Consider the following 21,282-nt stretch of genomic DNA (forward strand, 5'->3'; position numbering starts at 1 on the left):
TCCCCGCTCAGCCCTTGCCGCGGGCCCGCTTCACCGACCCGACCACGCCCGCGACGGCCAGCAGCAGGCCGGCCGGGAACAGCGAGAGGAAGAACGCCTCGAACACGCCCGCGTCCCCGAGGAACAGCTGCGCCAGCGTGTTCATCAGGAGCAGCCCGCCGGCCGCCGGCAGCGCCGACTGCCACGGGTGCTCGGCCGCCCACCGGGCCAGCCGCCGGTCGGTGGTGTCACGGCGCAGTTGGCCGCCGACCGTGCCGACCAGGAAGAAGAAGAACAGGCCCCAGCCGGCCGGGTCGGCCAGCATGCTCAGCGACCAGTCCCCGGAGATCGCGTCGATCCCCAGGGCCGTCGCCCCCACCACCGCACCGACTCCCGCGGCGGTCCGCCACGGGCCTACCGTCGCCGCGGCGACGGCGACCTGCCGGTTCTCACGTCGGGACATCTCTCCGTGTGCCATACCTCCACGGTGCGCCCATGCCCAGCCCCGGGCCATAGGGGAGAACCCGGAGTTTCGCCCTAGGGGCCGCGAACCGCCCCGCCCGTGCGCCCGCCCGCGCGCCAGCCCTGTCCCACCGCCGCCGCGGGCCGGCCGCCCGCCCGCCCACCGCCGTGCGCGCCCGCCGGCCCGCGGCCTTCCGCAGGGTGGACGCTCCCGCCGCGGGCCCGTACGCGGTGCGAGGATGGCCGCGGTACCGGAAGCAAGGAGTGACCATGGCCGGCAGCACGGAGCACGGACAGAAGATCGCCTTCCTCGGCACGGGCAAGATCGGCGAGGCGCTGCTCTCCGGTCTGCTGCGGGCCGGCAAGAACCCGGCGGACGTCCTGGTGACCGCCCGCCGCCCGGAGCGGGCCGCGGAGCTGGCCGCCCGGTACGGGGTCGGCGTGGTGGACAACACCGAGGCGGCCAAGCTCGCGGACACCCTGATCCTGGCGGTGAAGCCGCAGGACATGGGGACCCTGCTGGACGAGCTGGCGCCGCACGTCGGCGCGGACCGGCTGGTGATCTCGGCGGCGGCCGGCATCCCGACCGCGTGGTTCGAGGCCCGGCTCGCGGCGGGCACCCCGGTGGTCCGGGTGATGCCGAACACGCCCGTCCTGGTGGACGAGGGGATGAGCGTGATCTCCGGCGGCTCGCACGCCACCGAGGCGCACCTGGAGCGGGCCGAGCAGATCTTCAGCTCGGTCGGCAAGGCGCTGCGGCTGCCCGAGTCCCAGCAGGACGCGGCGACCGCGCTCTCCGGCTCGGGCCCGGCGTACTTCTACTTCCTGGTCGAGGCGATGACCGACGCGGGCATCCTGCTGGGCCTGCCGCGCCAGGTGGCGCACGACCTGATCGTGCAGTCGGCGATCGGAGCCTCCGTCATGCTGCGGGACTCCGGCGAGCACCCGGTGAAGCTGCGCGAGGCGGTCACCTCGCCCGCCGGCACGACCATCGCGGCCATCCGCGAGCTGGAGAACCACGGGGTGCGGGCGGCCCTGCTGGGCGCCCTGGAGGCGGCCCGGGACCGCTCCCGGGAGCTGGCCTCCGGCGGCAAGTAGCCGACGGGAGGTGCCCGGTAGGCTCGAACGCATGGCCTACGAACTGGTGATCTTCGACAACGACGGCGTCCTGGTGGACAGCGAGCCGCTCTCCAACCGGCTGCTGGCCGAGTACCTCACCGAGCTCGGCCACCCGACCACGATCGAGGACTCCTACCGGGACTTCATGGGCACCGCCGCCCACCGGGTGCACGACGTGATCGCCGAGCGGTACGACGGCGCCCGGCTCCCGGACGGCTTCGACGAGCTGTTCCACGGCCGGGTGTTCGACGCCTTCGGTACCGAACTCGCCGCCGTGCGGGGCGCGGAGACGCTGCTGAAGGAGCTCCAGCAGCGCTCCGTGCCCTACTGCCTGGCCTCCTCCGCGCACCACGAGTGGATCCGCACCGCGCTGGACGTCACCGGCCTGCGCGGGTACTTCCCCGAGGAGCGGATCTTCAGCGCGCAGGACGTCGGCGTCGGCAAGCCCGCACCCGACCTGTTCCTGCACGCCGCCCGCACCCTCGGCACCGACCCGGCCGCCTGCCTGGTGCTGGAGGACAGCCCCAACGGCGTGCTGGCCGCCCGTGCGGCCGGCATGGACGTGTACGGCTACACCGCGCTCACCGACCCGGCGAAGCTGACCGCCGCCGGCGCCACCGGCCTGATCGCCGACCTGGCGGAGGTCCCCGGCCTGCTCTGACGCCGCCCGCGGCCCGGAACCTCTGCGCGACCCCTCCCGCGATCGCCCGTCACGGCCTACGCTCTCGCCACCACTGTCGTACCGGCCGGTAGCGAGGTTCATGTGCGTTCCGAGAGTGCCGTGATCACGCCGGGGCTCCGGGCCGGCCGCGCCGCGCTCGCCGCGGGCTTCCTGCTCCAGGGCGTCACCTTCGCCCTGCTGGTCACCTGCATCCCGGAGCTCCAGGACCGGTACGGGCTGAGCGACGCGCTGCTGCCGGTGTTCCTGGCCGCGGTGCCGGTGCTGGCCGGGGCGGGTTCGATCGCCTCCGAGCGGCTGGTCCGGCGGGTCGGCGCGCGGGCCGTGCTGCGGGTCGTCCAGCCGGCCGTCTGCGTCACCCTCGCCGCCGCCGGTTCGGGGGACGCGCTCTGGCAGCTCGCCCTCGCGCTGGGCGCGTTCGGCCTGCTGGTCGGCGCGCTGGACGCGAGCATGAACATGCTCGGGGTCGGCCTCCAGCACCGCTACGGCCGCTCGGTGATGCTCGGCTTCCACGCGGCCTTCAGCCTGGGGGGCATCCTCGGCGCCGCCGTCGCCGGCCTCGGCGCGCACGTCGGTCTCGGCCTGCCGGTGCTGTTCGGCACGGCGGCCGGGGTGATCGCCCCGCTCGCGGTGCTGGCCGGCAGTCGGCTCGCCGGGCCGGCCGAGCTCGGCGACGCCGTCCGCGAGGCCGCCGAGGCGGCCGCCCGCACCGTCCCGTGGCGCCCGCTGCTGCCGCTCTGCCTGGCGATGGCCTTCGCCTACATCGCCGACGCCTCGGTCTCCAACTACAGCGTCAAGTACCTGACCGACGGCCTGGGCAGCCCGGAGGACGTCGCCAAGCTCTCCTACCTCGGCTACATGGTCGCGATGCTGCTCGGCCGGGCGCTGGGCGACCGCGCGGTGCAGCGCTGGGGTGCCGTGCCGGTGGTCCGGTCCGGGGCCGCGCTGGCCGCGCTCGGCTTCGCGCTGGCCGCCGCCGCGCCCGGGGCCTGGGCCGGGATCGCCGGGTTCACCGTGCTCGGCCTGGGGATCTGCGCGATCATCCCGCAGGTGTTCGCGGCCGGCGGGCGGCTCTTCCCGGCCGACTCGGACGCCGCGGTGGCACGGCTCAACCTCTTCAACTACGCGGGCTTCCTGGTCGGTTCGCCGCTGGTCGGCGCGCTGGCGGACGCGAGCTCGTACCGCTGGGCGCTGCTCGCCCCGATGCTCCTGGTGCTCGCCGTCCTGCCGCTCGCCGACCGCTTCGCCCCGACCCCGGTGACCTCGGAGACCCTCGCTGCCACGGCCCCGGGGGCGGCGGCCGCGGCGGGGGTGCCGGGCCCGGCCGGGCCCCGCGGCGCGTCCCCGAGCCGGCCCGAGGACGCGCCTCGTAGCCCCTAGGGCGTGCCGCCCGCGCGGATCTCGTCGAGGGACTCCCGCAGCAACCCCTTCGCGCGGGTGAACCAGTCGGTGAGCACCGCGACCTCGTCCGCGGTGTAGTCGGCGAAGAGGTGGTTGATCCGCTCGTAGAACGGGCCGTACACCTCCATGATCCGGGCCTGCGCGGTGCTCTCCAGCACCACGCGGACCCGGCGGCGGTCGCCCGGGTCGGCCTCGCGGCGGGCGTACCCGGCCTTCTCCAGCCGGTTGAGCACGCCGGTCACCGCGCCGGTGGTCAGCTGCGCCCGTTCGGCGAGGTCGCCGGCGGCCAGCGGCTCGCCGGCCAGCGCGGCCTCCATCACGAAGCCGAGGCAGGTGAGGTCGGTGACGTTGAGTCCGAGCCGCGACGCGATGTCCTGCTGGCCGAACTGCGCGAGCGCGATCATCCGGTCCATCGCGTAGAGCGCCTGCGCGGCCGTCGCCTGCGGGCGCGGCTTGCCCTCCAAAGGGTATCTCCTTAGTATCTAAGTTACTTAGCTCGTGAGATAAAACGTCCGAGCGGATGCGGAACGCACCCATCACACCAAATGAGGAGACATGGGCGCACACGGTGATCACGACATGGGCCACACCGTTGCCGGCTGGACCGGGACGGCGATCGCCGTCCTCGGCTCCACCGTCGCGGGCGTGGCGTTCGCCGCGGGATCGGCCCCCGGGCTCTGGGCCGGCGCCGCGCTGACCGCACTCGGGGCGGTCGCCGCCTGGCTGCTCCACCTCGCCGGCTGGGGCAAGGCCACCGGCCCGCGCCCGCCCGGGCGCCGGCACTGGCGCACCCCCGACCCCGGCGCCCGCGGCGGCCACCCCGACTGCCTCGGCTGCCGCCTGGCCGGCCGCCGCCCCGCCCGGGCCACCGCCCCGGCACCCGTGCCCGTACCGACGGCACCGCCCGTCCCGGCGGCCACCGGACGCCCCCGCGCCTGACCGTCCGTACCACCAGCGTTCAAGGACCCGTTGCCCGGCCGCACCGGCCCCACCCGCTACGGTGGAGGCCATGCCCGAAGCCGAGCGTGACACCCCCTGCGGCCTGCACCTCTTCTGGGACGAAGCGGTCACCGCCTACGACTTCGGCCCCGGCCACCCGATGGACCCGGAACGGCTCGCGCTCACCATGCGCCTGGTGGAGTCCCTCGGACTCGACGGCGGTCCGGGCGTCACCGTCCGGTCCGCGCCGCCCGCCGGCGAGTCCACCCTCCGGCTGGTGCACACCGCCGACTACGTCGAGGCGGTCAAGCACGCCGCCGCCCACCCCGACGAGCAGGACCCCCGGCACGGCCTCGGCACCGACGACAACTGGGCCTTCCCCGCCGTCCACTCCGCCTCCGCGCTGATCGCCGGGCAGTCGGTCGCCGCCGCCGAGGCCGTCTGGCGCGGCGACACCCCGCACGCCGTCAACTTCGCCGGCGGCCTGCACCACGCCATGCCCGGCAAGGCCTCCGGCTTCTGCATCTACAACGACCCGGCCCTCGCCATCGCCCGGCTGCTCGAACTCGGGGCCGAACGGGTCGCCTACGTGGACGTCGACGTCCACCACGGCGACGGGGTCCAGGAGGCGTTCTGGGACGACCCCCGGGTGCTCACCGTCTCGCTGCACGAGCACCCGGCCACGCTCTTCCCGCAGACCGGCTGGACCACCGAGACCGGCGGCCCCGGCGCACCCGGCTCCGCCGCCAACCTCCCGCTCCCGGCCGGCACCGGCGACTCCGGCTGGCTGCGCGCCTTCCACGCCCTGGTGCCCGAGCTGCTCGCCGCCTTCCGCCCGCAGGTCCTGGTCACCCAGCACGGCGCCGACACCCACCTGGAGGACCCGCTCGCCCACCTCGCGGTCACCGTGGACGCGCAGCGGGTGATCGCCGAGGAACTGCACGCGCTGGCCCACGAGCACGCCGACGGCCGCTGGGTCGCGCTCGGCGGCGGGGGCTACGCGGTCGTCGACGTCGTGCCGCGGACGTGGACCCACTTGGTCGCCACCGCCGCCGGCCGGCCCGTGGACCCGGCGACCGAGACCCCGGAAGCCTGGCGCGCCGAGGTTTACCGCCGCACCCGCCGTCCGGCCCCGCTGCGGATGACCGACGGGGCGCGTCCGGTCTGGCGCGACTTCGACACGGGATACGATCCGGCCGACCGCCTCGACCAGGCGATCCTGGCCGCCCGCCGGGCCGTTCTGCCGCACCACGGGCTGCTGCCCTGACCTGCGGCGTCGGCGCCGGAACCGGCCGGTGGCGCTGAACGCCCGCTCCCGGTTGTGAAGGCCCGGTGCCGGGCCGGGGCCGTGCGCACGCCGGCTGGTGCAGACCGCCGATCGGCTACGTACTGCAACGGGCTTATCCCTCACCGTACGAGGACTGCGCTTCTCCCTCTTCCCACTGGTACCACCCATAACTACTCTGGGGATACACGTGTGCCGGTGGAGTCACCGGAGGGGAAGCCGGTGCCTTGCACACGGGTAAGGGTCGGGTGATGGTCATGAGTTCCGGCGAACGCCCCTTGCAGGACGTCGTCTTCCTGACCGTGGCCGAGGTGGCCGCGGTCATGCGGGTCTCCAAGATGACGGTCTACCGGTTGGTGCACAGCGGCGAGCTGCCGGCCATCCGGGTCGGCCGGTCGTTCCGGGTGCCCCAGCAGGCAGTGCACGAGTACCTCAAGGAGTCCTACGTGCGGCTGGAGAGCGCGTAGGGCAGGCCGGCGGAGCGGGGCCCACAGCCCGTGGGCCCCGCCCCCGTTCGCCTCGGATTTCCCCCGAGTTCGCCCGTCCCGGGGAGCACGATTACGGCCCTGGGCGAGTGGACGGTAGGCTAGGCCGTCCGTCAGTCGTTTGGACTCCGTCTCACACGGGCGAGAGTCTCAGTGAGCGAGGGTTGTTCCGTGGGCTCTGTCATCAAGAAGCGTCGCAAGCGTATGGCCAAGAAGAAGCACCGCAAGCTTCTGAAGCGGACGCGCGTTCAGCGTCGCAACAAGAAGTAACGCCTGAGCTTGTGAGCTTCCCCGTTCCGGCGGGGATGACCCCAGGACGTGGGTCCAGCGACGCAACGAGAAGTACCCCCGCCCCGGCGGGGTTCAGGCGTTCCACCGCCCGTCCAGGCCTTCGCGGCCTGGGCGGGCGGTGTCGTTTCACGGCCCGCCACGGCGGCGCGGTACGGTGCACGCAGGCCGCCCGGACCGAGGAACGGGCGGGGAAATGGGGTGCAGCGCTGTGGGTACGGTCGTGCTCGTCACCGGCGTGGCCCGGCACCTGGGGGCCCGTTTCGCCGCCGAGCTGCGCCGCCGGCCCGGGGTGGACCTGGTGGTCGGCGTGGACGTCGAGCCGCCGCGCCCGCCACTGCGCGCGCTCGCGGAGCCGGACGGGCCCGCCGCGCCGTACCGCTTCCACCAGCTCGACCTGCGCCGGCCCGCCGTGGCCCGGGTCATCGCCGAGCACGGCGTCGACACGGTCGTCCACCTCGCGGTCAGCGCGACCGGACTGGGCTCCACCAACCGCTCGTCGGTGAAGGAGTCCAACGTCATCGGCACCATGCAGCTGCTCGGCGCCTGCCAGAAGGCCCCGGACGTCCGCCGGCTGGTGGTGAAGTCGACGACCGGCGTCTACGGGTCGGCGCCGCGCGACCCGGCGGTGTTCACCGAGCGGACCCAGCCCAGGAACCTGCCGGGCGGGGGCTTCGCCAAGGACGCGGTGGAGGTCGAGGGCTACGTCCGCGGCTTCGCCCGGCGCCGTCCGGACGTCGCGGTGACGGTGCTGCGGTTCGCCAACATCGTCGGCCCGGACGCCGACACCCCGCTGAGCGAGTACTTCGGGCTGCCGGTGCTGCCGACCGTCCTCGGCTACGACCCCCGGCTGCAGTTCGTGCACGAGGACGACGTCGTCGAGGTGCTCTGCCGGGCCGCGTTCGCCGCCGAGCCGGACACCGCCAACACCGGTACCTTCAACGTGGCGGGGGAGGGCGTGCTGCTGCTCTCCCAGTGCGCCCGCCGGCTGGGCCGGCCGACCCTGCCGCTGCTGCTTCCCGCGATCAGCTGGTTCGCCGGGCTGGCCCGGCAGACCAGGCTGGTGGACGTCTCGCCCGAGCAGCTGCGGCTGCTCACGCACGGCCGGGTGGTGGACACCGCGCGGCTGCGGGAGACCTTCGGCTACCGCCCGGCGTTCACCACTCCGGAGGCGTTCGCCGACTTCGCCGCCGCGCAGTCGCCCGGCCTGCTGCCGCCCGAGCGGCTGACCGCCGTGACCGACGGCGTGGCCGCGCTGCTCGGCCCCGAGCGCCCGGGGCACGGCCGGCCGGCCCCGGACAGTCCCGCCCGCCCGCACCGACCCAGGAGCTGAACCCGCATGAGTGCCGCCGCCGAGAACGCGCCGGGCGAGGCGAAGGTCATCCCGATCGAGTCCGCCCCCAGCTGGACCGAGCCGCCGACCGCCGGGCCCGGCCTGGCCGACCGGGTCGCCGACACCGTCGGCGGGGCGCTGGCCGGGCGGCTCGGCCCGGCCGCCACCCGGCTGTTCGGCAAGGGCTGGGAGGCCCGGGCCGCCGACGGCCTGGCCTTCCTGCGGCGCCGGATCACCGGCGACTACGAGGTGGACGAGTTCGGCTTCGACCGTGAGCTGACCGAGGAGGTGCTGCTCACGCTGCTGCGGCCGCTGGCCGAGAAGTACTTCCGGGTCGAGGTCCGCGGCGTCGAGAACATCCCGGCCGAGGGCGGCGCGCTGATCGTCGCCAACCACTCCGGGACGATCCCGCTGGACGCCCTGATGACCCAGGTCGCCATACACGACCACCACCCGCACCACCGGCACCTGCGGATGCTCGCCGCCGACCTGGTGTTCGTCCTGCCCGGCATCAACGAGCTGGCCCGCAAGGCCGGGCACACGCTGGCCTGCAACGAGGACGCCCAGGCGCTGCTGGAGCGCGGCGAGCTGGTCGGGGTCTGGCCGGAGGGCTTCAAGGGGGTCGGCAAGCCGTTCTCCGAGCGGTACAAGTTGCAGCGGTTCGGCCGCGGCGGCTTCGTCTCGTCCGCGCTGCGGGCGCAGGTGCCGATCGTCCCGTGCTCGATCGTCGGGGCCGAGGAGACCTATCCGATGATCGGCAACTTCAGGACGCTGGCCCGGCTGCTGGGCCTGCCGTACGTGCCGATCACGCCGACCTTCCCGTGGCTGGGCCCGCTGGGTGCGGTGCCGCTGCCGACCAAGTGGATCATCCAGTTCGGCGAGCCGATCGCGACCGACCGGCACCCGGCGGAGGCGGCGGACGACCCGATGCTGGTGTTCGACCTGGCCGACGAGGTCCGCGAGACCATCCAGCACACCCTCTACCAGCTGCTGGTGCAGCGGCGCTCGGTGTTCTTCTGAGCGCCGCCCGCGCACGCTCACGGCCGGGCCCCGGTGGACGATCCGTCCACCGGGGCCCGGCCGCGTCACCACCACTCGGCGGTCGCCCGGCCGGCCGCTCAGCCGCCGAGGATCCGCAGACCGGGCAGCAGGCCCGGGATCAGCGGGGGCACGTCGACGCCCTGCTGCGGGGCGCCGTCGGCGGTGGGGCTGGGCGTGGCGGACGGCTGCACCGGCGCCTGGTCCGGCGCCGGGTCGGCGCTGGGCGAGGGCTTGGCGCCGGTGAGCCCGCTGGTGAGGTTGTCCACCAGCCCGCCGACCGGAGCCGGGACGACGTTGCCGGGCGCGGTGCTCGGCAGGATGTCGACCGGGGCGCCGGGAGCGGCCGGGGGCGCCGGGACGGTCGCCCCGGCGGACGGGGCCCGCTCGGGGGCACCGGGCCTGCCGCTGCCGGCCGTGCCGCCGGGTTGGCCGCCGGTGGAGCCGCCCTGCGCGGGCGCGGCGCCGCCGGGCGCGGGGTTCCCGCCGGTGGCCGTGGCGCCGGCCGGGCCGCCGGAACCGCTGCCGGCCGGAGCCTGCGCGCCGTCGCCCGCCCCGCCGCCGACCGGTGCACCGCTCTTGGCGGGCGGATCGGCCAGGCGCAGGGGCGCGACGTCCTCGCTTATGTCGTCGAAGAGCTGGTCCACCAGATGGGCCTGCGGGATCAGCTGGACGGGCAGCTTGGACTGGACCTCGGCCCAGGCGCCGTCCTCGCCCTCGGCGAAGCCGGCCAGGGTGCGCATCGGGTCGAGCGAGCCGTTGTTGCGGTAGACGGCGCGCAGCAGGTCGCGGCCCCGGAGGGCGTCGGCGTGCATGTCGTCGAGCGCCTTGCGGACCTGGTCGACCGTGCCCGGGCTGAGTGATCCGCCGGATTCGGTCCGGCCGATCAGGGACCGGGCCTCGCCGAGCCGGGTGGCCGCGTTGTCCAGCAGCAGCTCGCCGCGCTCGGTGTCGGAGTCCGCGAGGTTGAGCCGGAGCCCCTCCAGGCCGCGCTTCATCCCGTACAGCGGATCGCCGGGGAGCGCGTTGCCGCTGGCGGCCGCGGCGCCGGCGAAGCTCCCGACGGCGAGTCCGGCGACCAGTCCGCCGATCGCGAACCGGCGGCTCCAACGGCCGCGCGGTGCGGTCCGGATCGCCCGGTGGCGGCGCTGCCGGGGCACCGTGGCGCCCGGTCCGCCGGCGAAGGCCTGCTCGAACGCGGCCATCAGCCGGGCGCGTTGGACGGTCCGGACCTCACGGTCCAGCTCCGGGCCGGGCAGCGCGCCGAGCGCGCCGACCATGTCGATGAGCCCGGCCATCGTGGCCGATCCGGCGCTGCCGGCAACGGTGTTGTCCGTTTCCCTGCCGTCGGCGCCGCGTTGCTCCGCCTGGTGGGCCTCCAGCGCCTCGGCGAAGGCCTTCGCCCGCCGGTGCTCCAGCACGTTTGCCGTCACGGGCCACACCTCCCTTCGTCGTTGTCGACACCCCGGCCTGCCGGACGGTTGCCCCGGCAAGCCAAAGCCACTCCATCGGGTGAGAGGTCGCAATTCGACTTGACCGTACGCCTGGTGGAGGCTTGCACGCTGGCCAACGAGCGGTGCGGGCGGTCGGTTACGCACGGCTGATCATCGGACCGACCGTTCACCCGGACGTGTCGGGCGGCCGCCGGGGATGACGGCCCGCGGGCTATCTCCCCCGCCGCTCCGGGGCCGCCCCCGGCCTTCTCCCCGCTCACCGCGCGTCGGGCGGGAGCAGGCGGGCCAGGGTGCGCACCGCGCGGTACTGGAGGGTCTTGATGGCGCCCTCGTTCTTGCCCATGATCCGGGCCGTCTCGGCGACCGAGAGCCCCTGCAGGAAGCGCAGGGTGACGCACTCCTGCTGCTGCGGGTTGAGCCGGCGGACCGCCTCCAGCAGGGCCGCGTTGGAGAGCGACTCCAGCACGGAGTCCTCCGGGCTGCGCTCGCACTCGTTGGAGTCGAGCATCTCGCCGGTGGTGACCTCCAGCCGGAACCGGCTGGACTTGAAGTGGTCGGCGACCAGGTTGCGGGCGATGGTCACCAGCCAGGCGCCGAAGTCCCGGCCCTGCCAGGTGAAGGTGCCGATCCGGCGCAGCGCCCGCAGGAACGTCTCGCTGGTGAGGTCCTCCGCGGTGGCCCGGCTGCCGACCCGGTAGTAGATGTAGCGGTAGACCGTGTCCGAGTAGTGGTCGTAGAGACGGCCGAAGGCCTCGCTCTCGCCGGCCTGGGCCCGCTCGACCAGTTCCATGATCGGGTTGTGCTCGGTCTCGTACCCGGGGCCGGTGGTGGTGCGGGCCCGGCTGCGGCCGCCGGTGCCGGCGGCCCCGGTCCGTCCGCGCGAGCCGGTGCCGGTCGAGCCGGCCGCGGTGGTGCGCAGCAGCGGGCCGCCGACGGGTTGCGGTTGGCCGGGGCCGAACGAGGCTCCGGCGGGCACCAGTTGGGGCGAGGCGGCGAGCTGGCTGCGGAGCAGGCTGCGCAGCAGCTCCAGGCCGGTGGAGATCTGCCGGGGCGGGACCGGGCGGCCGCGGAGGCTGGTGCGGGAGCGCAGGGGCGCGGACGACGGGCGGGAGGGTGCAGGCGCGTCGTTCCGGACGGGTGGGTACACGGGACTCCCAGAGGCAGAACTGTGGACGGATCACCTCCGCCTGCGCGGAGAGCACGGCCGCACCACCCGGTCGTGCTGGGGCGGGTGGGTGACGCGCATCCAGGAGAGAATAACGCTTTGTGCAATGACAGCTACACCGTGTGGTCGAAGTGGTCGTTTGGGATCCGCATCGGACACATATAAGGCCGACACTGACCGAACATGTCATCGATCATCCGGCCCAACGTGATCGAACGAGTGCACTGGGTGACCAATTCGACGGCCTGGCGGGCGGTTTCCCTGTCTTGGGTGCGGATAACCCCTGACTTTCCCCGTCTGACGAACGATCAGAACCAGTCACCCGGTGTCGGGTTCGGTCGGAGCGCGCGAATCGGTGCGCGGCGCGCCGGAGTTCGCCCGTACGGGCGGCCTGGTCAGCGCGCGAATTGACAGGGCTCACCCCGCCGGGGCCGGGCCGCGGGGCGCCGGATCCGGGTGCGGGCCCGGGCGGGTCCCCACCCGGATCCGGCCCGGGGCCGGAGCGGGGTCAGGCCGCCCGGTGCCGGCGGTACAGGGTCACCCCGGCCGCCGCCGCGCCCCCCGCCACCCCGAGCGCGGCCGCCGCCGGCAGGCCGACCCGGGCCGCCTTGCGGCCGGTCCGGAAGTCCCGGACCCGCCACCCCTGGGAACGGGCGTGCCGCCGCAGCGCGCCGTCCGGGTTCACCACGTACGGGTGGCCGACCAGCGAGAGCATCGGGATGTCGTTGGCGGAGTCGCTGTACGCGGCGCAGCGGTCCAGGTCGAGCCGCTCCCGGCGGGCGAGCGAGCGGACCGCCGCCGCCTTGGCCGGGCCGTGCAGCAGTTCGCCGACCAGTCGTCCGGTGTACGCGCCGTCGCGCGCCTCGGCGACGGTGCCGAGCGCGCCGGTCATGCCGAGCCGGGCGGCGATGATCCGGGCCACCTCCACCGGGGCGGCGGTGGCCAGCCAGACCCGCTGGCCGGCGTCCAGGTGCATCTGGACCAGCGCGCGGGTGCCGGGCCAGACCTTGTCGGCGATGACCTCGTCGAAGACCTCCTCGCAGAGGGCCTCCAGGTCGGCGGTCCGCTTGCCCGCCACCAGGCCGAGCGCGGTGTGCTGGGCGTCGGCCATGTGGTCCGGGTCCTCGGTGCCGTGCAGCCGGAACCAGGCCTGCTGCCAGGCGAAGCGGGCGATGTCGCGGCGGGTGAGGAAGCCGCGGCGGTAGAGGCCGACGCCGAGGTAGAAGATGGCGGCGCCGCGCAGGATGGTGTTGTCGCAGTCGAAGAAGGCGGCGGCGCGGGGGTCGTCCGGTTCGGGGGTGTGGTTCTCGGCGGGCGCCTTGGGGGCCTTGCCGCGCTTGGCGGGCTGCCCGGCGTCCTCCTCGGGGCCTTCCCCGGCCGGTCCGGCGGTGGCCTCGACGGCGGTTCCGGCAGCGGTTCCGGTGGTGGCCTCGGCAGTGGCTCCGGCGGCGGTCCCGGCAGCGGTTCCCGCGGCCGGTCCCACGGCGGCGGGCGGCTCCGGAGCGGCCCGCAGGGCGGCCTCCGCCGCCTCGGCCGCGGCTTCGCCCGCCAGGGCGATCCGCGCGGTGGTGGGTCGCCTTGTCTGGAGGAGCCTTCGGAGCACGGCCATGTCACCGAGCATAGCCAGCGGGTCGCGGAGCGGCCGTGACGGCGGCGTGCCGGGCCGGTGAACAGCCGAGCGGCCCGCCTGCCCGCGCCGCGTCGGCCGCCGGGTCCGCCGGGCCCGCCCACCCGCCGGGGCCCCGCCGTCCGGGGGCCGGCCGCCCCGCCCGCCCGCCGTTCCGTAGGGGCGGCGCACAATGGCGGGGTGAGCCCACTGCTGCGACGCGACAAGAACCCGAAGCCGGCCGAGCGGACCGTGACCCTGGTCGCCAAGCCCGGCTGCCACCTGTGCGACGACGCCCGGGAGGTGATCGTCCGGGTGACGGGCGAGCTGGGCGCGTCCTTCGAGGAGAAGGACATCACGCAGGACGAGGAGCTCTACCGGCGCTACTGGGAGCAGATCCCGGTGACCCTGGTCGACGGCCGGCAGCACGACTTCTGGCGGGTGGACGAGAAGCGCCTGCGCACCGCGCTGGGCGGCTGAAGGCCCGGGGGCCGCGCCCGGGGCGGCTCCGGTGACCCCCGCCGTCCGGCGGGGGCGGTTCGCCGAATCGTTGTGAAGAATCCCCGCGTTCGGCTTGGGGCGGCCCCGGGTGGTCGGCTTACGATCGAACTCGTCTGCGCCCATGGGGGGCTGAGCACGCGAGGAGTGCCGCCATGCTTCCCGGTCCGCCCCCCGGGGCGTCCCCCGTGGCGCCCTCCGCGGTGCCCCCCTCCGCGACGCCCTTAGCGGAGCCCGCCGGTCCGTCGGCCGGGCCCGGGGGCTTCGCCGTGGTGGACGTGGAGGCGACCGGCCGCAGCCCGTGGCGGCACCGGGTGGTCGAGGTGGCCGTGGTGCTGCTGGACGAGCGGCTCCGCCCGGAGGGCGAGTTCTGCACGCTGCTGGACCCGCTCGGCCCGGTGGGCCCGACCCATGTGCACCGGATAGCGCAGGAGGACGTCGAGGGCGCCCCGCGGTTCCGCGAGATCGCGCCGAAGCTGCTGGAGCTGCTGGCCGGCCGGGTGCTGGTCGGCCATCACGTCACCTGTGACCACGCCTTCCTGGATCGGGAGTTCGCGCGGATCGGCGTCCCGCTGCCGGCGGTGCCGCTGCTCTGCACGATGCGGCTGGCCAGGACCCACCTGCCGGAGGCCCTCGGGTTCGGCCTGGCGGCCTGCGTGGAGGCGGCCGGTCTGGGCCGGTTCGCGGCGCACACCGCACTGGGGGACGCCAGGGCCACCGCCGGGCTGCTGCGGTACTGCCTGGGCGCGCCGTCCTGCCCGCCCGGCGACTGGGCGGAGCCGCTGCGGGAGGCGGCCCGGGTGCCGTGGCCGAGGCTGGGCAGGGCGCGGTCCCGGCCGTCCGGGGAGCCGGTCCCGACGGTGCGCCGGGAGGTTCCGTGCGAGCCGTCGTACGGCCCGCGGCCACCTGCCGCACCGCCCCCGGCGGCGGTCCGGAAAGCGTCCGGTGCTATGGGTGCGACGGCGTGATGCGCATCACTGTGCGGGGACAAATCGGACACCATCTTTGTGCACACGTTCACAAACGCATAGCCTGGCTGCCAAAGCCCAGCTTCACCCACAGGAGCACCGTGGCAATCGGCCGATCACCACAGAGCAGTTCGCAGACGCCCGAGCAGGGCGCCGCGCGCCGACCCTCGCGTGCCCGGGGCATCCCGGAGGCGACAGTCGCGCGCCTGCCCCTCTACCTGCGCGCGCTCACCGCGCTCTCCGAGCGTTCGGTGCCGACGGTCTCCTCCGAGGAGCTGGCCGCGGCCGCCGGGGTGAACTCCGCCAAGCTGCGCAAGGACTTCTCCTACCTGGGCTCGTACGGGACCCGCGGCGTCGGCTACGACGTCGAGTACCTCGTCTACCAGATCTCCCGCGAGCTGGGCCTGACCCAGGACTGGCCGGTCGTCATCGTCGGCATCGGGAACCTCGGCCACGCGCTCGCCAACTACGGCGGCTTCGCGTCCCGCGGTTTCCGGGTCGCGGCCCTGCTGGACGCCGACCCGGCGGTGGTCGGCAGCAGCGCCGCCGGCCTGCCGGTGCGCCACATGGACGAACTGGAGTCCATCGTGGAGAGCCAGCACGTCTCGATCGGCGTCATCACCACCCCGCCCGGCGCCGCCCAGCAGGTCTGCGACCGGCTGGTCGAGGCCGGTGTCACCAGCATCCTGAACTTCGCCCCGACCGTGCTGACCGTCCCGGACGGCGTGGACGTCCGCAAGGTGGACCTCTCCATCGAGCTGCAGATCCTCGCCTTCCACGAGCAGCGCAAGGCCGGCGACGAGCCGGACCGCACCGAGTCCGTGCTCGACCGCGCCCCCGGCCCGGTCCGGGCGGCGGCCGCCAAGCTGCGCCGGGCCGCCGGCGGCAGCACCAAGGCCCGTCCGGCCGCCGAGCCGGCCAAGGACGGCGACCCGGCCGCGAAGACCAAGCCCGGCAAGCCCGGCGAGGGCGACCTCTCCGCGGTGATGCCGGCATGAGTCTTCTCGTCGTAGGGCTGAGCCACCGCACCGCCCCGGTCGGCGTGCTGGAGCGCGCCGCCCTGACCGGTGAGGTCCCGACCCGGCTGCTGCACGACGCGGCCGCGTCCGCGACCGTCGCCGAGGCCGCGCTGCTGAACACCTGCAACCGGATCGAGCTGTACGCCGACGTGGACAAGTTCCACGCCGGTGTCGCCGAGCTGTCGCTGCTGCTCGCCCACCACAGCGGGGTCGACCTGGAGGAGCTCACCTCCCACCTCTACGTCCACTACGAGGACCGCGCCGTCCACCACCTCTTCTCGGTGGCCTGCGGACTGGACTCGATGGTGGTCGGCGAGGGCCAGATCCTCGGCCAGCTGCGCGACTCGCTGGCCCGGGCGCAGGACGAGCACACCGCCGGGCGCGGCCTCAACGAGCTCTTCCAGCAGGCCCTGCGGGTCGGCAAGCGGGCGCACAGCGAGACCGGCATCGACAAGGCCGGCCAGTCGCTGGTGACCTTCGGCCTGGAGCAGGTCGCGGCCGGTGCCGGCGAGATCGCCGGCAAGCGGGCGCTGGTGGTCGGCGCGGGCTCGATGAGCTCGCTGGCCGCCGCCACGCTGGTCCGGTCCGGCGTCACCGACCTGCAGATCGCCAACCGCACGCCCGAGCGGGCCGAGCGGCTCGTCGAGATCCTCGGCGCGGACGTCGCCCGCACCCTGGAGCTGGCCAAGGTGCCCGAGGCGCTGGCCGACGTCGACCTGGTGATCTCCTGCACCGGCGCGGCCGGCGTGGTGGTCGGGGCCGAGGACGTCGCCGCCGCGGTCGCGTCCCGGCACGGCGACACCCCGCTCGCCTTCCTCGACCTGGCCATGCCGCGCGACGTCGACCACGCCGTGCACGAGCTGCCCGGCGCGCTCCTGGTCGACCTGGAGAGCCTCTCGCACGCGCACGCCGCCACCCCCGGCGCCGGCGACGTCGACGCGGTCTCCGGCATCGTCGCCGAGGAGGTCACCGCCTTCGGCGCCGCCCAGCGGGCCGCCCGGATCGCCCCGACCGTGGTGGCGCTGCGCGCGATGGCCTCCGAAGTGGTCGCCGCCGAGCTGGGCCGCCTGGACTCCCGGCTGCCCGCGCTGGACGAGCGCTCCCGCGCCGAGATCACCCAGACCGTCCGGCGGGTCGTCGACAAGCTGCTGCACGCCCCGACGGTCCGGGTGAAGCAGCTCGCCGCCGAGCCGGGCGGCGCCTCCTACGCGGACGCGCTGCGCGAGCTGTTCGACCTCGACCCGGCCGCCGTGCACGCGGTCTCGGGCACCCCGATCGGCACCCAGCAGCCTGCGGGCGGGGGCGCCAGATGAACCGTCAGCCATCCCACGAGTACCACCGGGACGATCACCTCATGAACGGTCAACCGCTCACCGACCAGTCTCCGGACGCCACCGCACCCCTGCGGCTCGGCACCCGGCGCAGCGCGCTCGCCATGGCCCAGTCGGGCATGGTCGCCCGCGAGGTGACCCGCCTCACCGGGCGCCCCGTCGAGCTGGTGGAGATCACCACCTACGGCGACACCTCGCGCGAGGCGCTGGCCCAGATCGGCGGCACCGGCGTCTTCGTCTCCGCGCTGCGCGACGCGCTGCTGGAGGGCCGGATCGACTTCGCCGTGCACTCGCTCAAGGACCTGCCCACCGCCGCCCCCGAGGGTCTGGTGCTGGCCGCCGTCCCCGAGCGCGAGGACTTCCGCGACGCCCTGGTGGCGCGCGAGGGCCTGGCCCTGGACGAGCTGGTGGAGAAGCTGGCCGGCGCCGGCCGGACCGCCCGGATCGGCACCGGTTCGCCGCGCCGGATGGCGCAGCTGAACGCCTGGGCCCTGGCCCGCGGCGCGCAGCTGGAGACGGTGGCGATCCGCGGCAACGTGGACACCCGGATCGGCTTCGTCACCTCGGGCGAGCTGGACGCGGTGGTGCTGGCCACCGCCGGCCTGAACCGGCTCGGCCGCGCCGCCGAGATCACCGAGCACCTCGACCGCGAGCTGATGATCCCGGCCCCCGGCCAGGGTGCGCTCGCCGTCGAGTGCACGGCCGCCGCCACGGACCTGGCCGTCGCGCTGTCGGCCCTGGACCACGCCCCCACCCGGGTCGCGGTGGCCGCCGAGCGCGCCCTGCTGGCCGCCCTGGAGGCCGGCTGCTCCGCACCGGTCGCCGCTCTGGCGGTCCGCGGTCACGAGAACGAACTGCGGCTGGAGGGCGTGGTCGGTACCACCGACGGCGCCACCCTGCTGAAGATGTCCGCCAACGGTCCGATCGTCCTCGACGAGACCGCCGAGCAGCAGGCGGCGGCCCTCGGCCGCGCGCTGGCCGCCCGGCTGCTCGACGCGGGCGCGGCCGCCCTGATGGGGGAGCGAGCCCGATGAGCCCCACCGCCGCCACCGACAGCCCGTTCCCGGCCGACAGCCCGTTCGGGGGCGTGGTCCCCGCCGCCGGCCGCTGCACCTTCCTGGGCGCGGGCCCCGGCGACCCGGGCCTGCTGACCCTGCGCGCGGTCGAGGTGCTGGCCTCGGCCGACATCCTGGTCGCCGACCCGCTGACCGCCGCCGCGGTGCGCAGCCACTGCCCGTCCGGCGTGCAGGTGCACACCCCGGGCGTGGAGGGGCCGGAGTTCGACCTGGCCGAGCTGGTCGGCGAGGCCGTGCGGTCCGGCAAGCACGTGGTGCGGACCGTCGACGGGGACCCGGGCCTGGACGGCTGCGCCGCCGAGGAGATGCTCGGCTGCGCCGGCGCCGGGATCGCCTTCGAGGTGATCCCCGGGGTCGCCCAGTCGGTCGGCGTCCCGGCCTACGCGGGCGTGCCGCTGCGCGGCGCGGCCGGTACCGACGTCCGGTTCGTGGAGGGCGCCGCGCTGCTGGCCGGCTCCCCGGTGGACCTGGGCGCGCCGGAGACCACCCTGGTGGTGCGGACCACCCTGGGCCAGCTGCCGGCCACCGCCAACGCGCTGGTCTCCAACGGCCGCAAGCCGGAGTCGGCGCTGAGCGCGACGCTCTCGGGCACCACCACCCGCCAGCGCACCTTCACCGCCACCCTGGCCACCATCGCGGCGGACCTGAAGGCGGCCCGGGTGCTGCCCTCGCCGGTGTCGGCCCCGGTCGACCCGGCCACCCCGGTCATAGCCGTGGTCGGCGAGCAGGTCGCGCACCGCGCCTCGCACTCCTGGTTCGAGACCAAGCCGCTGTTCGGCTGGAACGTCCTGGTGCCGCGCACCAAGGAGCAGGCGCACGGCCTCTCGGAGCAGCTCCGCTCGTACGGCGCGGTGCCGCAGGAGGTGCCGACCATCGCGGTCGAGCCGCCGCGCACCCCGCAGCAGATGGAGCGGGCCATCAAGGGCCTGGTCACCGGCCGGTACGAGTGGATCGCCTTCACCTCGGTGAACGCGGTGCGCGCGGTGCGGGAGAAGTTCGAGGAGTACGGCCTGGACGCCCGGGCGTTCGCCGGGATCAAGGTCGCGGCGGTCGGCGAGACCACCGCGCAGGCGCTGGTCGACTTCGGCGTGAAGCCGGACCTGGTGCCGTCCGGCGAGCAGTCGGCCGCCGGCCTGCTGGAGGACTGGCCGCCGTACGACCCGGTGTTCGACCCGATCGACCGGGTGCTGCTGCCGCGCGCCGACATCGCCACCGAGACCCTGGTGGCCGGTCTGGTCGAGCTGGGCTGGGAGGTCGACGACGTGACGGCGTACCGGACGGTGCGCGCCTCGCCGCCGCCGGCCGAGACCCGTGAGGCGATCAAGGGCGGCGGTTTCGACGCGGTGCTGTTCACCTCGTCCTCGACCGTGCGGAACCTGGTCGGCATCGCGGGCAAGCCGCACAACGTGACGGTCATCGCCTGTATCGGCCCGGCCACCGCGAAGACCGCCGAGGAGCACGGCCTGCGGGTCGACGTGATGGCTCCGGCGCCGTCGGCGGCCGCGCTGGCCCAGGCGCTGGCAGACTTCGGGGCCAAGCGCCGCGACACCGCGACCGCCGCCGGGGAGCCGGTCTACCGGCCCAGTGAGCGCCGTCCCGGTTCGCGCCGCAAGGCCGCGCGCTAAACGGTCCGGGGGCGGCCCACCCGCCGCCCCCGGCACACGCACCACCGTTCGGAGAGAGAAGCCGTGTCCGCTGAATTCCCGTACGTCCGCCCGCGCCGTCTGCGGTCGACCCCGGCGATGCGCCGTCTGGTCGCCGAGACCCGGCTGCACCCCGCGGAGCTGATCCTGCCGCTGTTCGTCCGCGAGGGCGTGCGCGAGCCGGTGCCGGTCAAGTCGATGCCGGGGGTGGTCCAGCACACCCGGGACACCCTGCGGAAGGCCGCGGTCGAGGCGGCCGAGGCGGGCCTGGGCGGCGTCATGCTGTTCGGCGTGCCGGAGGTGCAGGACGCGGTCGGCAGCGAGGGCACCAACCCGGACGGCATCCTGCAGCAGGCGATCCGGGACGTGGTCGGCGAGGTCGGCGACGCCCTGGTGGTCATGTCCGACCTCTGCCTGGACGAGTACACCGACCACGGCCACTGCGGCGTGCTGGCGGCCGACGGCTCGGTGGACAACGACGCGACGCTGGAGCGCTACGCCGAGATGGCCCGGGTGCAGGCGGACGCCGGCGTCCACCTGGTCGGCCCGTCCGGGATGATGGACGGCCAGATCGCGGTGGTCCGGCGGGCCCTGGACGGGGCCGGCCACCAGGACGTGGGCATCCTCGCCTACACCGCCAAGTACGCCTCGGCGTTCTACGGCCCGTTCCGGGAGGCGGTCGGCTCCTCGCTGAAGGGCGACCGCAAGTCCTACCAGCAGGACCCGGCCAACGCGCGGGAGGCGCTGCGGGAGCTGGAGCTGGACGTCGCCGAGGGCGCCGACCTGGTGATGGTGAAGCCGGGCATGGCCTACCTGGACATCCTGCGCCAGGTCGCCGACGCCTCGCCGGTGCCGGTCTCGGCCTACCAGGTGTCGGGCGAGTACGCGATGGTGGAGGCGGCCGCGGCGAACGGCTGGATCGACCGGGAGCGGATGATCCTGGAGACGCTGACCTCGCTGCGCCGGGCCGGCGCCGAGCAGATCCTCACCTACTGGGCGGTCGAGGCCGCCGCGATGCTGAAGTAGCGGCGGACGTGCGAAGGCCGGGCCCCTCCTCGCGGAGGGGCCCGGCCTTTCGCCTGCTACTCCCAGCCGCCGACGTGGGCGAAGCCCTCCACGCCGCCGACGGCGTCGGTGGAGGTGGCGGCTCCCCAGCCGTGCGCGCCGGTGTGGATGTTCGAGGTGTGGGCGAGGCCCCACCACTCGCCGGCCGCGAACACCGGGTGGGCGGAGGCGACGAACTCGCCGCCGCCGACCAGGCCGACGTGCGCGGAGGCCGGGGTGGCGACCCCGGCCAGCGCCAGCGCGCCGAAGGCGGTCAGTGCGACCTTGCCCAGCTTGCTCTTCATGGATCTGCCCTCTCTTCCGGAGCGTCCGGTCGGAACGCTCTGCCTCTGACGTGTGCTCCGGTCCGTGTCCGGGTGCCGGCTCTGACACGTGAACACACGCTGCCGTCCGCGCCGGCGCCCCACGCGCCGTGCCGACGGCCTGTCACCCGGCCGGCCCGCACCCGG

General features: G+C 74.9%; 22 protein-coding genes. 16 read left to right on the forward strand and 6 right to left on the reverse strand.

The window, feature by feature from the left end; translation table 11 throughout:
- Nucleotides 1-7: 7 nt before the first annotated feature.
- Nucleotides 8-442, reverse strand: a complete 435-nt coding sequence (locus AC067J_RS05005) for a hypothetical protein (RefSeq protein ID WP_478296577.1) — start codon at nt 440-442, stop codon at nt 8-10.
- 269 nt (nt 443-711) lie between these two features.
- On the opposite strand from AC067J_RS05005, the gene proC reads away from it, so the two are divergent.
- From proC to AC067J_RS05020, 3 genes are all read left to right on the forward strand, one after another.
- Nucleotides 712-1,539 carry a pyrroline-5-carboxylate reductase gene (gene proC / locus AC067J_RS05010; protein WP_478296578.1) on the forward strand — a complete coding sequence of 276 codons (828 nt, stop codon included), beginning with the start codon at nt 712-714 and terminating at the stop codon, nt 1,537-1,539.
- Nucleotides 1,540-1,570: 31 nt separating this feature from the next.
- The gene (locus AC067J_RS05015) at nt 1,571-2,221 is read left to right on the forward strand and encodes an HAD family hydrolase (RefSeq protein ID WP_478296579.1); all 651 of its coding nucleotides are present in this window, start codon (nt 1,571-1,573) and stop codon (nt 2,219-2,221) included.
- A gap of 102 nt (nt 2,222-2,323) precedes the next feature.
- Complete coding sequence (locus tag AC067J_RS05020; RefSeq protein WP_478296580.1) at nt 2,324-3,619, forward strand: MFS transporter; 1,296 nt, start codon at nt 2,324-2,326, stop codon at nt 3,617-3,619.
- On the opposite strand, the gene AC067J_RS05025 is transcribed toward AC067J_RS05020, so the two are convergent.
- Nucleotides 3,616-4,104 (reverse strand): MarR family winged helix-turn-helix transcriptional regulator, encoded by a 489-nt coding sequence (locus AC067J_RS05025; RefSeq protein WP_478296581.1) that lies wholly within the window; start codon nt 4,102-4,104, stop codon nt 3,616-3,618. The genes AC067J_RS05020 and AC067J_RS05025 overlap by 4 nt on opposite strands.
- Nucleotides 4,105-4,195: 91 nt before the next feature.
- Here AC067J_RS05025 and AC067J_RS05030 point away from each other — a divergent pair, with 91 nt between their 5' ends.
- The 6 genes from AC067J_RS05030 to AC067J_RS05055 all read left to right on the forward strand — a co-directional run bounded on the left by AC067J_RS05030 (nt 4,196) and on the right by AC067J_RS05055 (nt 8,990).
- On the forward strand, nt 4,196-4,579 hold the full coding sequence (locus AC067J_RS05030; RefSeq protein WP_478296582.1) for an HGxxPAAW family protein: 384 nt from the start codon (nt 4,196-4,198) through the stop codon (nt 4,577-4,579).
- A gap of 70 nt (nt 4,580-4,649) precedes the next feature.
- Entirely contained in the window at nt 4,650-5,846 is a 1,197-nt protein-coding gene (locus AC067J_RS05035) for an acetoin utilization protein AcuC (protein WP_478296583.1), read from the forward strand.
- Between the two features lie 275 nt (nt 5,847-6,121).
- On the forward strand, nt 6,122-6,331 hold the full coding sequence (locus tag AC067J_RS05040; protein WP_045937940.1) for a helix-turn-helix domain-containing protein: 210 nt from the start codon (nt 6,122-6,124) through the stop codon (nt 6,329-6,331).
- 189 nt (nt 6,332-6,520) lie between these two features.
- On the forward strand, nt 6,521-6,619 hold the full coding sequence (locus AC067J_RS05045; protein ID WP_003948845.1) for a 30S ribosomal protein bS22: 99 nt from the start codon (nt 6,521-6,523) through the stop codon (nt 6,617-6,619).
- 229 nt (nt 6,620-6,848) lie between these two features.
- On the forward strand, nt 6,849-7,970 hold the full coding sequence (locus tag AC067J_RS05050; protein WP_478296584.1) for an NAD-dependent epimerase/dehydratase family protein: 1,122 nt from the start codon (nt 6,849-6,851) through the stop codon (nt 7,968-7,970).
- A 6-nt stretch (nt 7,971-7,976) separates the two neighbouring features.
- Nucleotides 7,977-8,990, forward strand: a complete 1,014-nt coding sequence (locus AC067J_RS05055; protein WP_478296585.1) for a lysophospholipid acyltransferase family protein — start codon at nt 7,977-7,979, stop codon at nt 8,988-8,990.
- Nucleotides 8,991-9,088: 98 nt separating this feature from the next.
- Here AC067J_RS05055 and AC067J_RS05060 read toward each other — a convergent pair whose 3' ends face one another.
- The 3 genes from AC067J_RS05060 to AC067J_RS05070 form a co-directional block, all read right to left on the reverse strand.
- Nucleotides 9,089-10,441 carry a DUF5667 domain-containing protein gene (locus AC067J_RS05060; protein WP_478296586.1) on the reverse strand — a complete coding sequence of 451 codons (1,353 nt, stop codon included), beginning with the start codon at nt 10,439-10,441 and terminating at the stop codon, nt 9,089-9,091.
- Nucleotides 10,442-10,718: 277 nt separating this feature from the next.
- Nucleotides 10,719-11,492 carry an ECF subfamily RNA polymerase sigma factor, BldN family gene (locus AC067J_RS05065; protein ID WP_478296935.1) on the reverse strand — a complete coding sequence of 258 codons (774 nt, stop codon included), beginning with the start codon at nt 11,490-11,492 and terminating at the stop codon, nt 10,719-10,721.
- Between the two features lie 643 nt (nt 11,493-12,135).
- Nucleotides 12,136-13,236 carry an HAD family hydrolase gene (locus AC067J_RS05070; RefSeq protein ID WP_478296587.1) on the reverse strand — a complete coding sequence of 367 codons (1,101 nt, stop codon included), beginning with the start codon at nt 13,234-13,236 and terminating at the stop codon, nt 12,136-12,138.
- Nucleotides 13,237-13,434: 198 nt separating this feature from the next.
- Between AC067J_RS05070 and AC067J_RS05075 the strand changes: the two genes are divergently transcribed.
- The 7 genes from AC067J_RS05075 to hemB all read left to right on the forward strand — a co-directional run bounded on the left by AC067J_RS05075 (nt 13,435) and on the right by hemB (nt 20,794).
- The gene (locus AC067J_RS05075; protein WP_478296588.1) at nt 13,435-13,713 is read left to right on the forward strand and encodes a glutaredoxin family protein; all 279 of its coding nucleotides are present in this window, start codon (nt 13,435-13,437) and stop codon (nt 13,711-13,713) included.
- Between the two features lie 287 nt (nt 13,714-14,000).
- Nucleotides 14,001-14,699: a 3'-5' exonuclease gene (locus AC067J_RS05080; RefSeq protein ID WP_478296589.1), complete on the forward strand. Its 699-nt coding sequence runs from the start codon at nt 14,001-14,003 to the stop codon at nt 14,697-14,699.
- 101 nt (nt 14,700-14,800) lie between these two features.
- Nucleotides 14,801-15,697: a redox-sensing transcriptional repressor Rex gene (locus tag AC067J_RS05085; protein WP_478296590.1), complete on the forward strand. Its 897-nt coding sequence runs from the start codon at nt 14,801-14,803 to the stop codon at nt 15,695-15,697.
- The gene (locus AC067J_RS05090; protein ID WP_478296591.1) at nt 15,694-17,031 is read left to right on the forward strand and encodes a glutamyl-tRNA reductase; all 1,338 of its coding nucleotides are present in this window, start codon (nt 15,694-15,696) and stop codon (nt 17,029-17,031) included. Before AC067J_RS05085 ends, AC067J_RS05090 begins: the two co-directional genes overlap by 4 nt.
- A gap of 41 nt (nt 17,032-17,072) precedes the next feature.
- Nucleotides 17,073-18,083, forward strand: a complete 1,011-nt coding sequence (gene hemC / locus AC067J_RS05095; RefSeq protein WP_478296592.1) for a hydroxymethylbilane synthase — start codon at nt 17,073-17,075, stop codon at nt 18,081-18,083.
- Complete coding sequence (locus AC067J_RS05100) at nt 18,080-19,750, forward strand: bifunctional uroporphyrinogen-III C-methyltransferase/uroporphyrinogen-III synthase (protein WP_478296593.1); 1,671 nt, start codon at nt 18,080-18,082, stop codon at nt 19,748-19,750. Before hemC ends, AC067J_RS05100 begins: the two co-directional genes overlap by 4 nt.
- 63 nt (nt 19,751-19,813) lie before the next feature.
- Nucleotides 19,814-20,794 carry a porphobilinogen synthase gene (gene hemB, locus AC067J_RS05105; protein WP_478296594.1) on the forward strand — a complete coding sequence of 327 codons (981 nt, stop codon included), beginning with the start codon at nt 19,814-19,816 and terminating at the stop codon, nt 20,792-20,794.
- A gap of 56 nt (nt 20,795-20,850) precedes the next feature.
- On the opposite strand, the gene AC067J_RS05110 is transcribed toward hemB, so the two are convergent.
- Nucleotides 20,851-21,117 carry a hypothetical protein gene (locus tag AC067J_RS05110; RefSeq protein WP_478296595.1) on the reverse strand — a complete coding sequence of 89 codons (267 nt, stop codon included), beginning with the start codon at nt 21,115-21,117 and terminating at the stop codon, nt 20,851-20,853.
- Between the last annotated feature and the right edge of the window lie 165 nt (nt 21,118-21,282).

Source organism: Kitasatospora sp. NPDC042419 (genome assembly GCF_056437345.1).

What these genes read in the sequence shown, in the direction of transcription:
- AC067J_RS05005 (WP_478296577.1), bottom strand. Translation starts at nt 442, where the DNA reads ATGTCCCGACGTGAGAACCGGCAGGTCGCCGTCGCCGCGGCGACGGTA.
- proC (WP_478296578.1), top strand. Translation starts at nt 712, where the DNA reads ATGGCCGGCAGCACGGAGCACGGACAGAAGATCGCCTTCCTCGGCACG.
- AC067J_RS05015 (WP_478296579.1), top strand. Translation starts at nt 1,571, where the DNA reads ATGGCCTACGAACTGGTGATCTTCGACAACGACGGCGTCCTGGTGGAC.
- AC067J_RS05030 (WP_478296582.1), top strand. Translation starts at nt 4,196, where the DNA reads ATGGGCGCACACGGTGATCACGACATGGGCCACACCGTTGCCGGCTGG.
- AC067J_RS05035 (WP_478296583.1), top strand. Translation starts at nt 4,650, where the DNA reads ATGCCCGAAGCCGAGCGTGACACCCCCTGCGGCCTGCACCTCTTCTGG.
- AC067J_RS05040 (WP_045937940.1), top strand. Translation starts at nt 6,122, where the DNA reads ATGAGTTCCGGCGAACGCCCCTTGCAGGACGTCGTCTTCCTGACCGTG.
- AC067J_RS05055 (WP_478296585.1), top strand. Translation starts at nt 7,977, where the DNA reads ATGAGTGCCGCCGCCGAGAACGCGCCGGGCGAGGCGAAGGTCATCCCG.
- AC067J_RS05070 (WP_478296587.1), bottom strand. Translation starts at nt 13,236, where the DNA reads ATGGCCGTGCTCCGAAGGCTCCTCCAGACAAGGCGACCCACCACCGCG.
- AC067J_RS05090 (WP_478296591.1), top strand. Translation starts at nt 15,694, where the DNA reads ATGAGTCTTCTCGTCGTAGGGCTGAGCCACCGCACCGCCCCGGTCGGC.
- hemC (WP_478296592.1), top strand. Translation starts at nt 17,073, where the DNA reads ATGAACGGTCAACCGCTCACCGACCAGTCTCCGGACGCCACCGCACCC.
- AC067J_RS05100 (WP_478296593.1), top strand. Translation starts at nt 18,080, where the DNA reads ATGAGCCCCACCGCCGCCACCGACAGCCCGTTCCCGGCCGACAGCCCG.
- AC067J_RS05110 (WP_478296595.1), bottom strand. Translation starts at nt 21,117, where the DNA reads ATGAAGAGCAAGCTGGGCAAGGTCGCACTGACCGCCTTCGGCGCGCTG.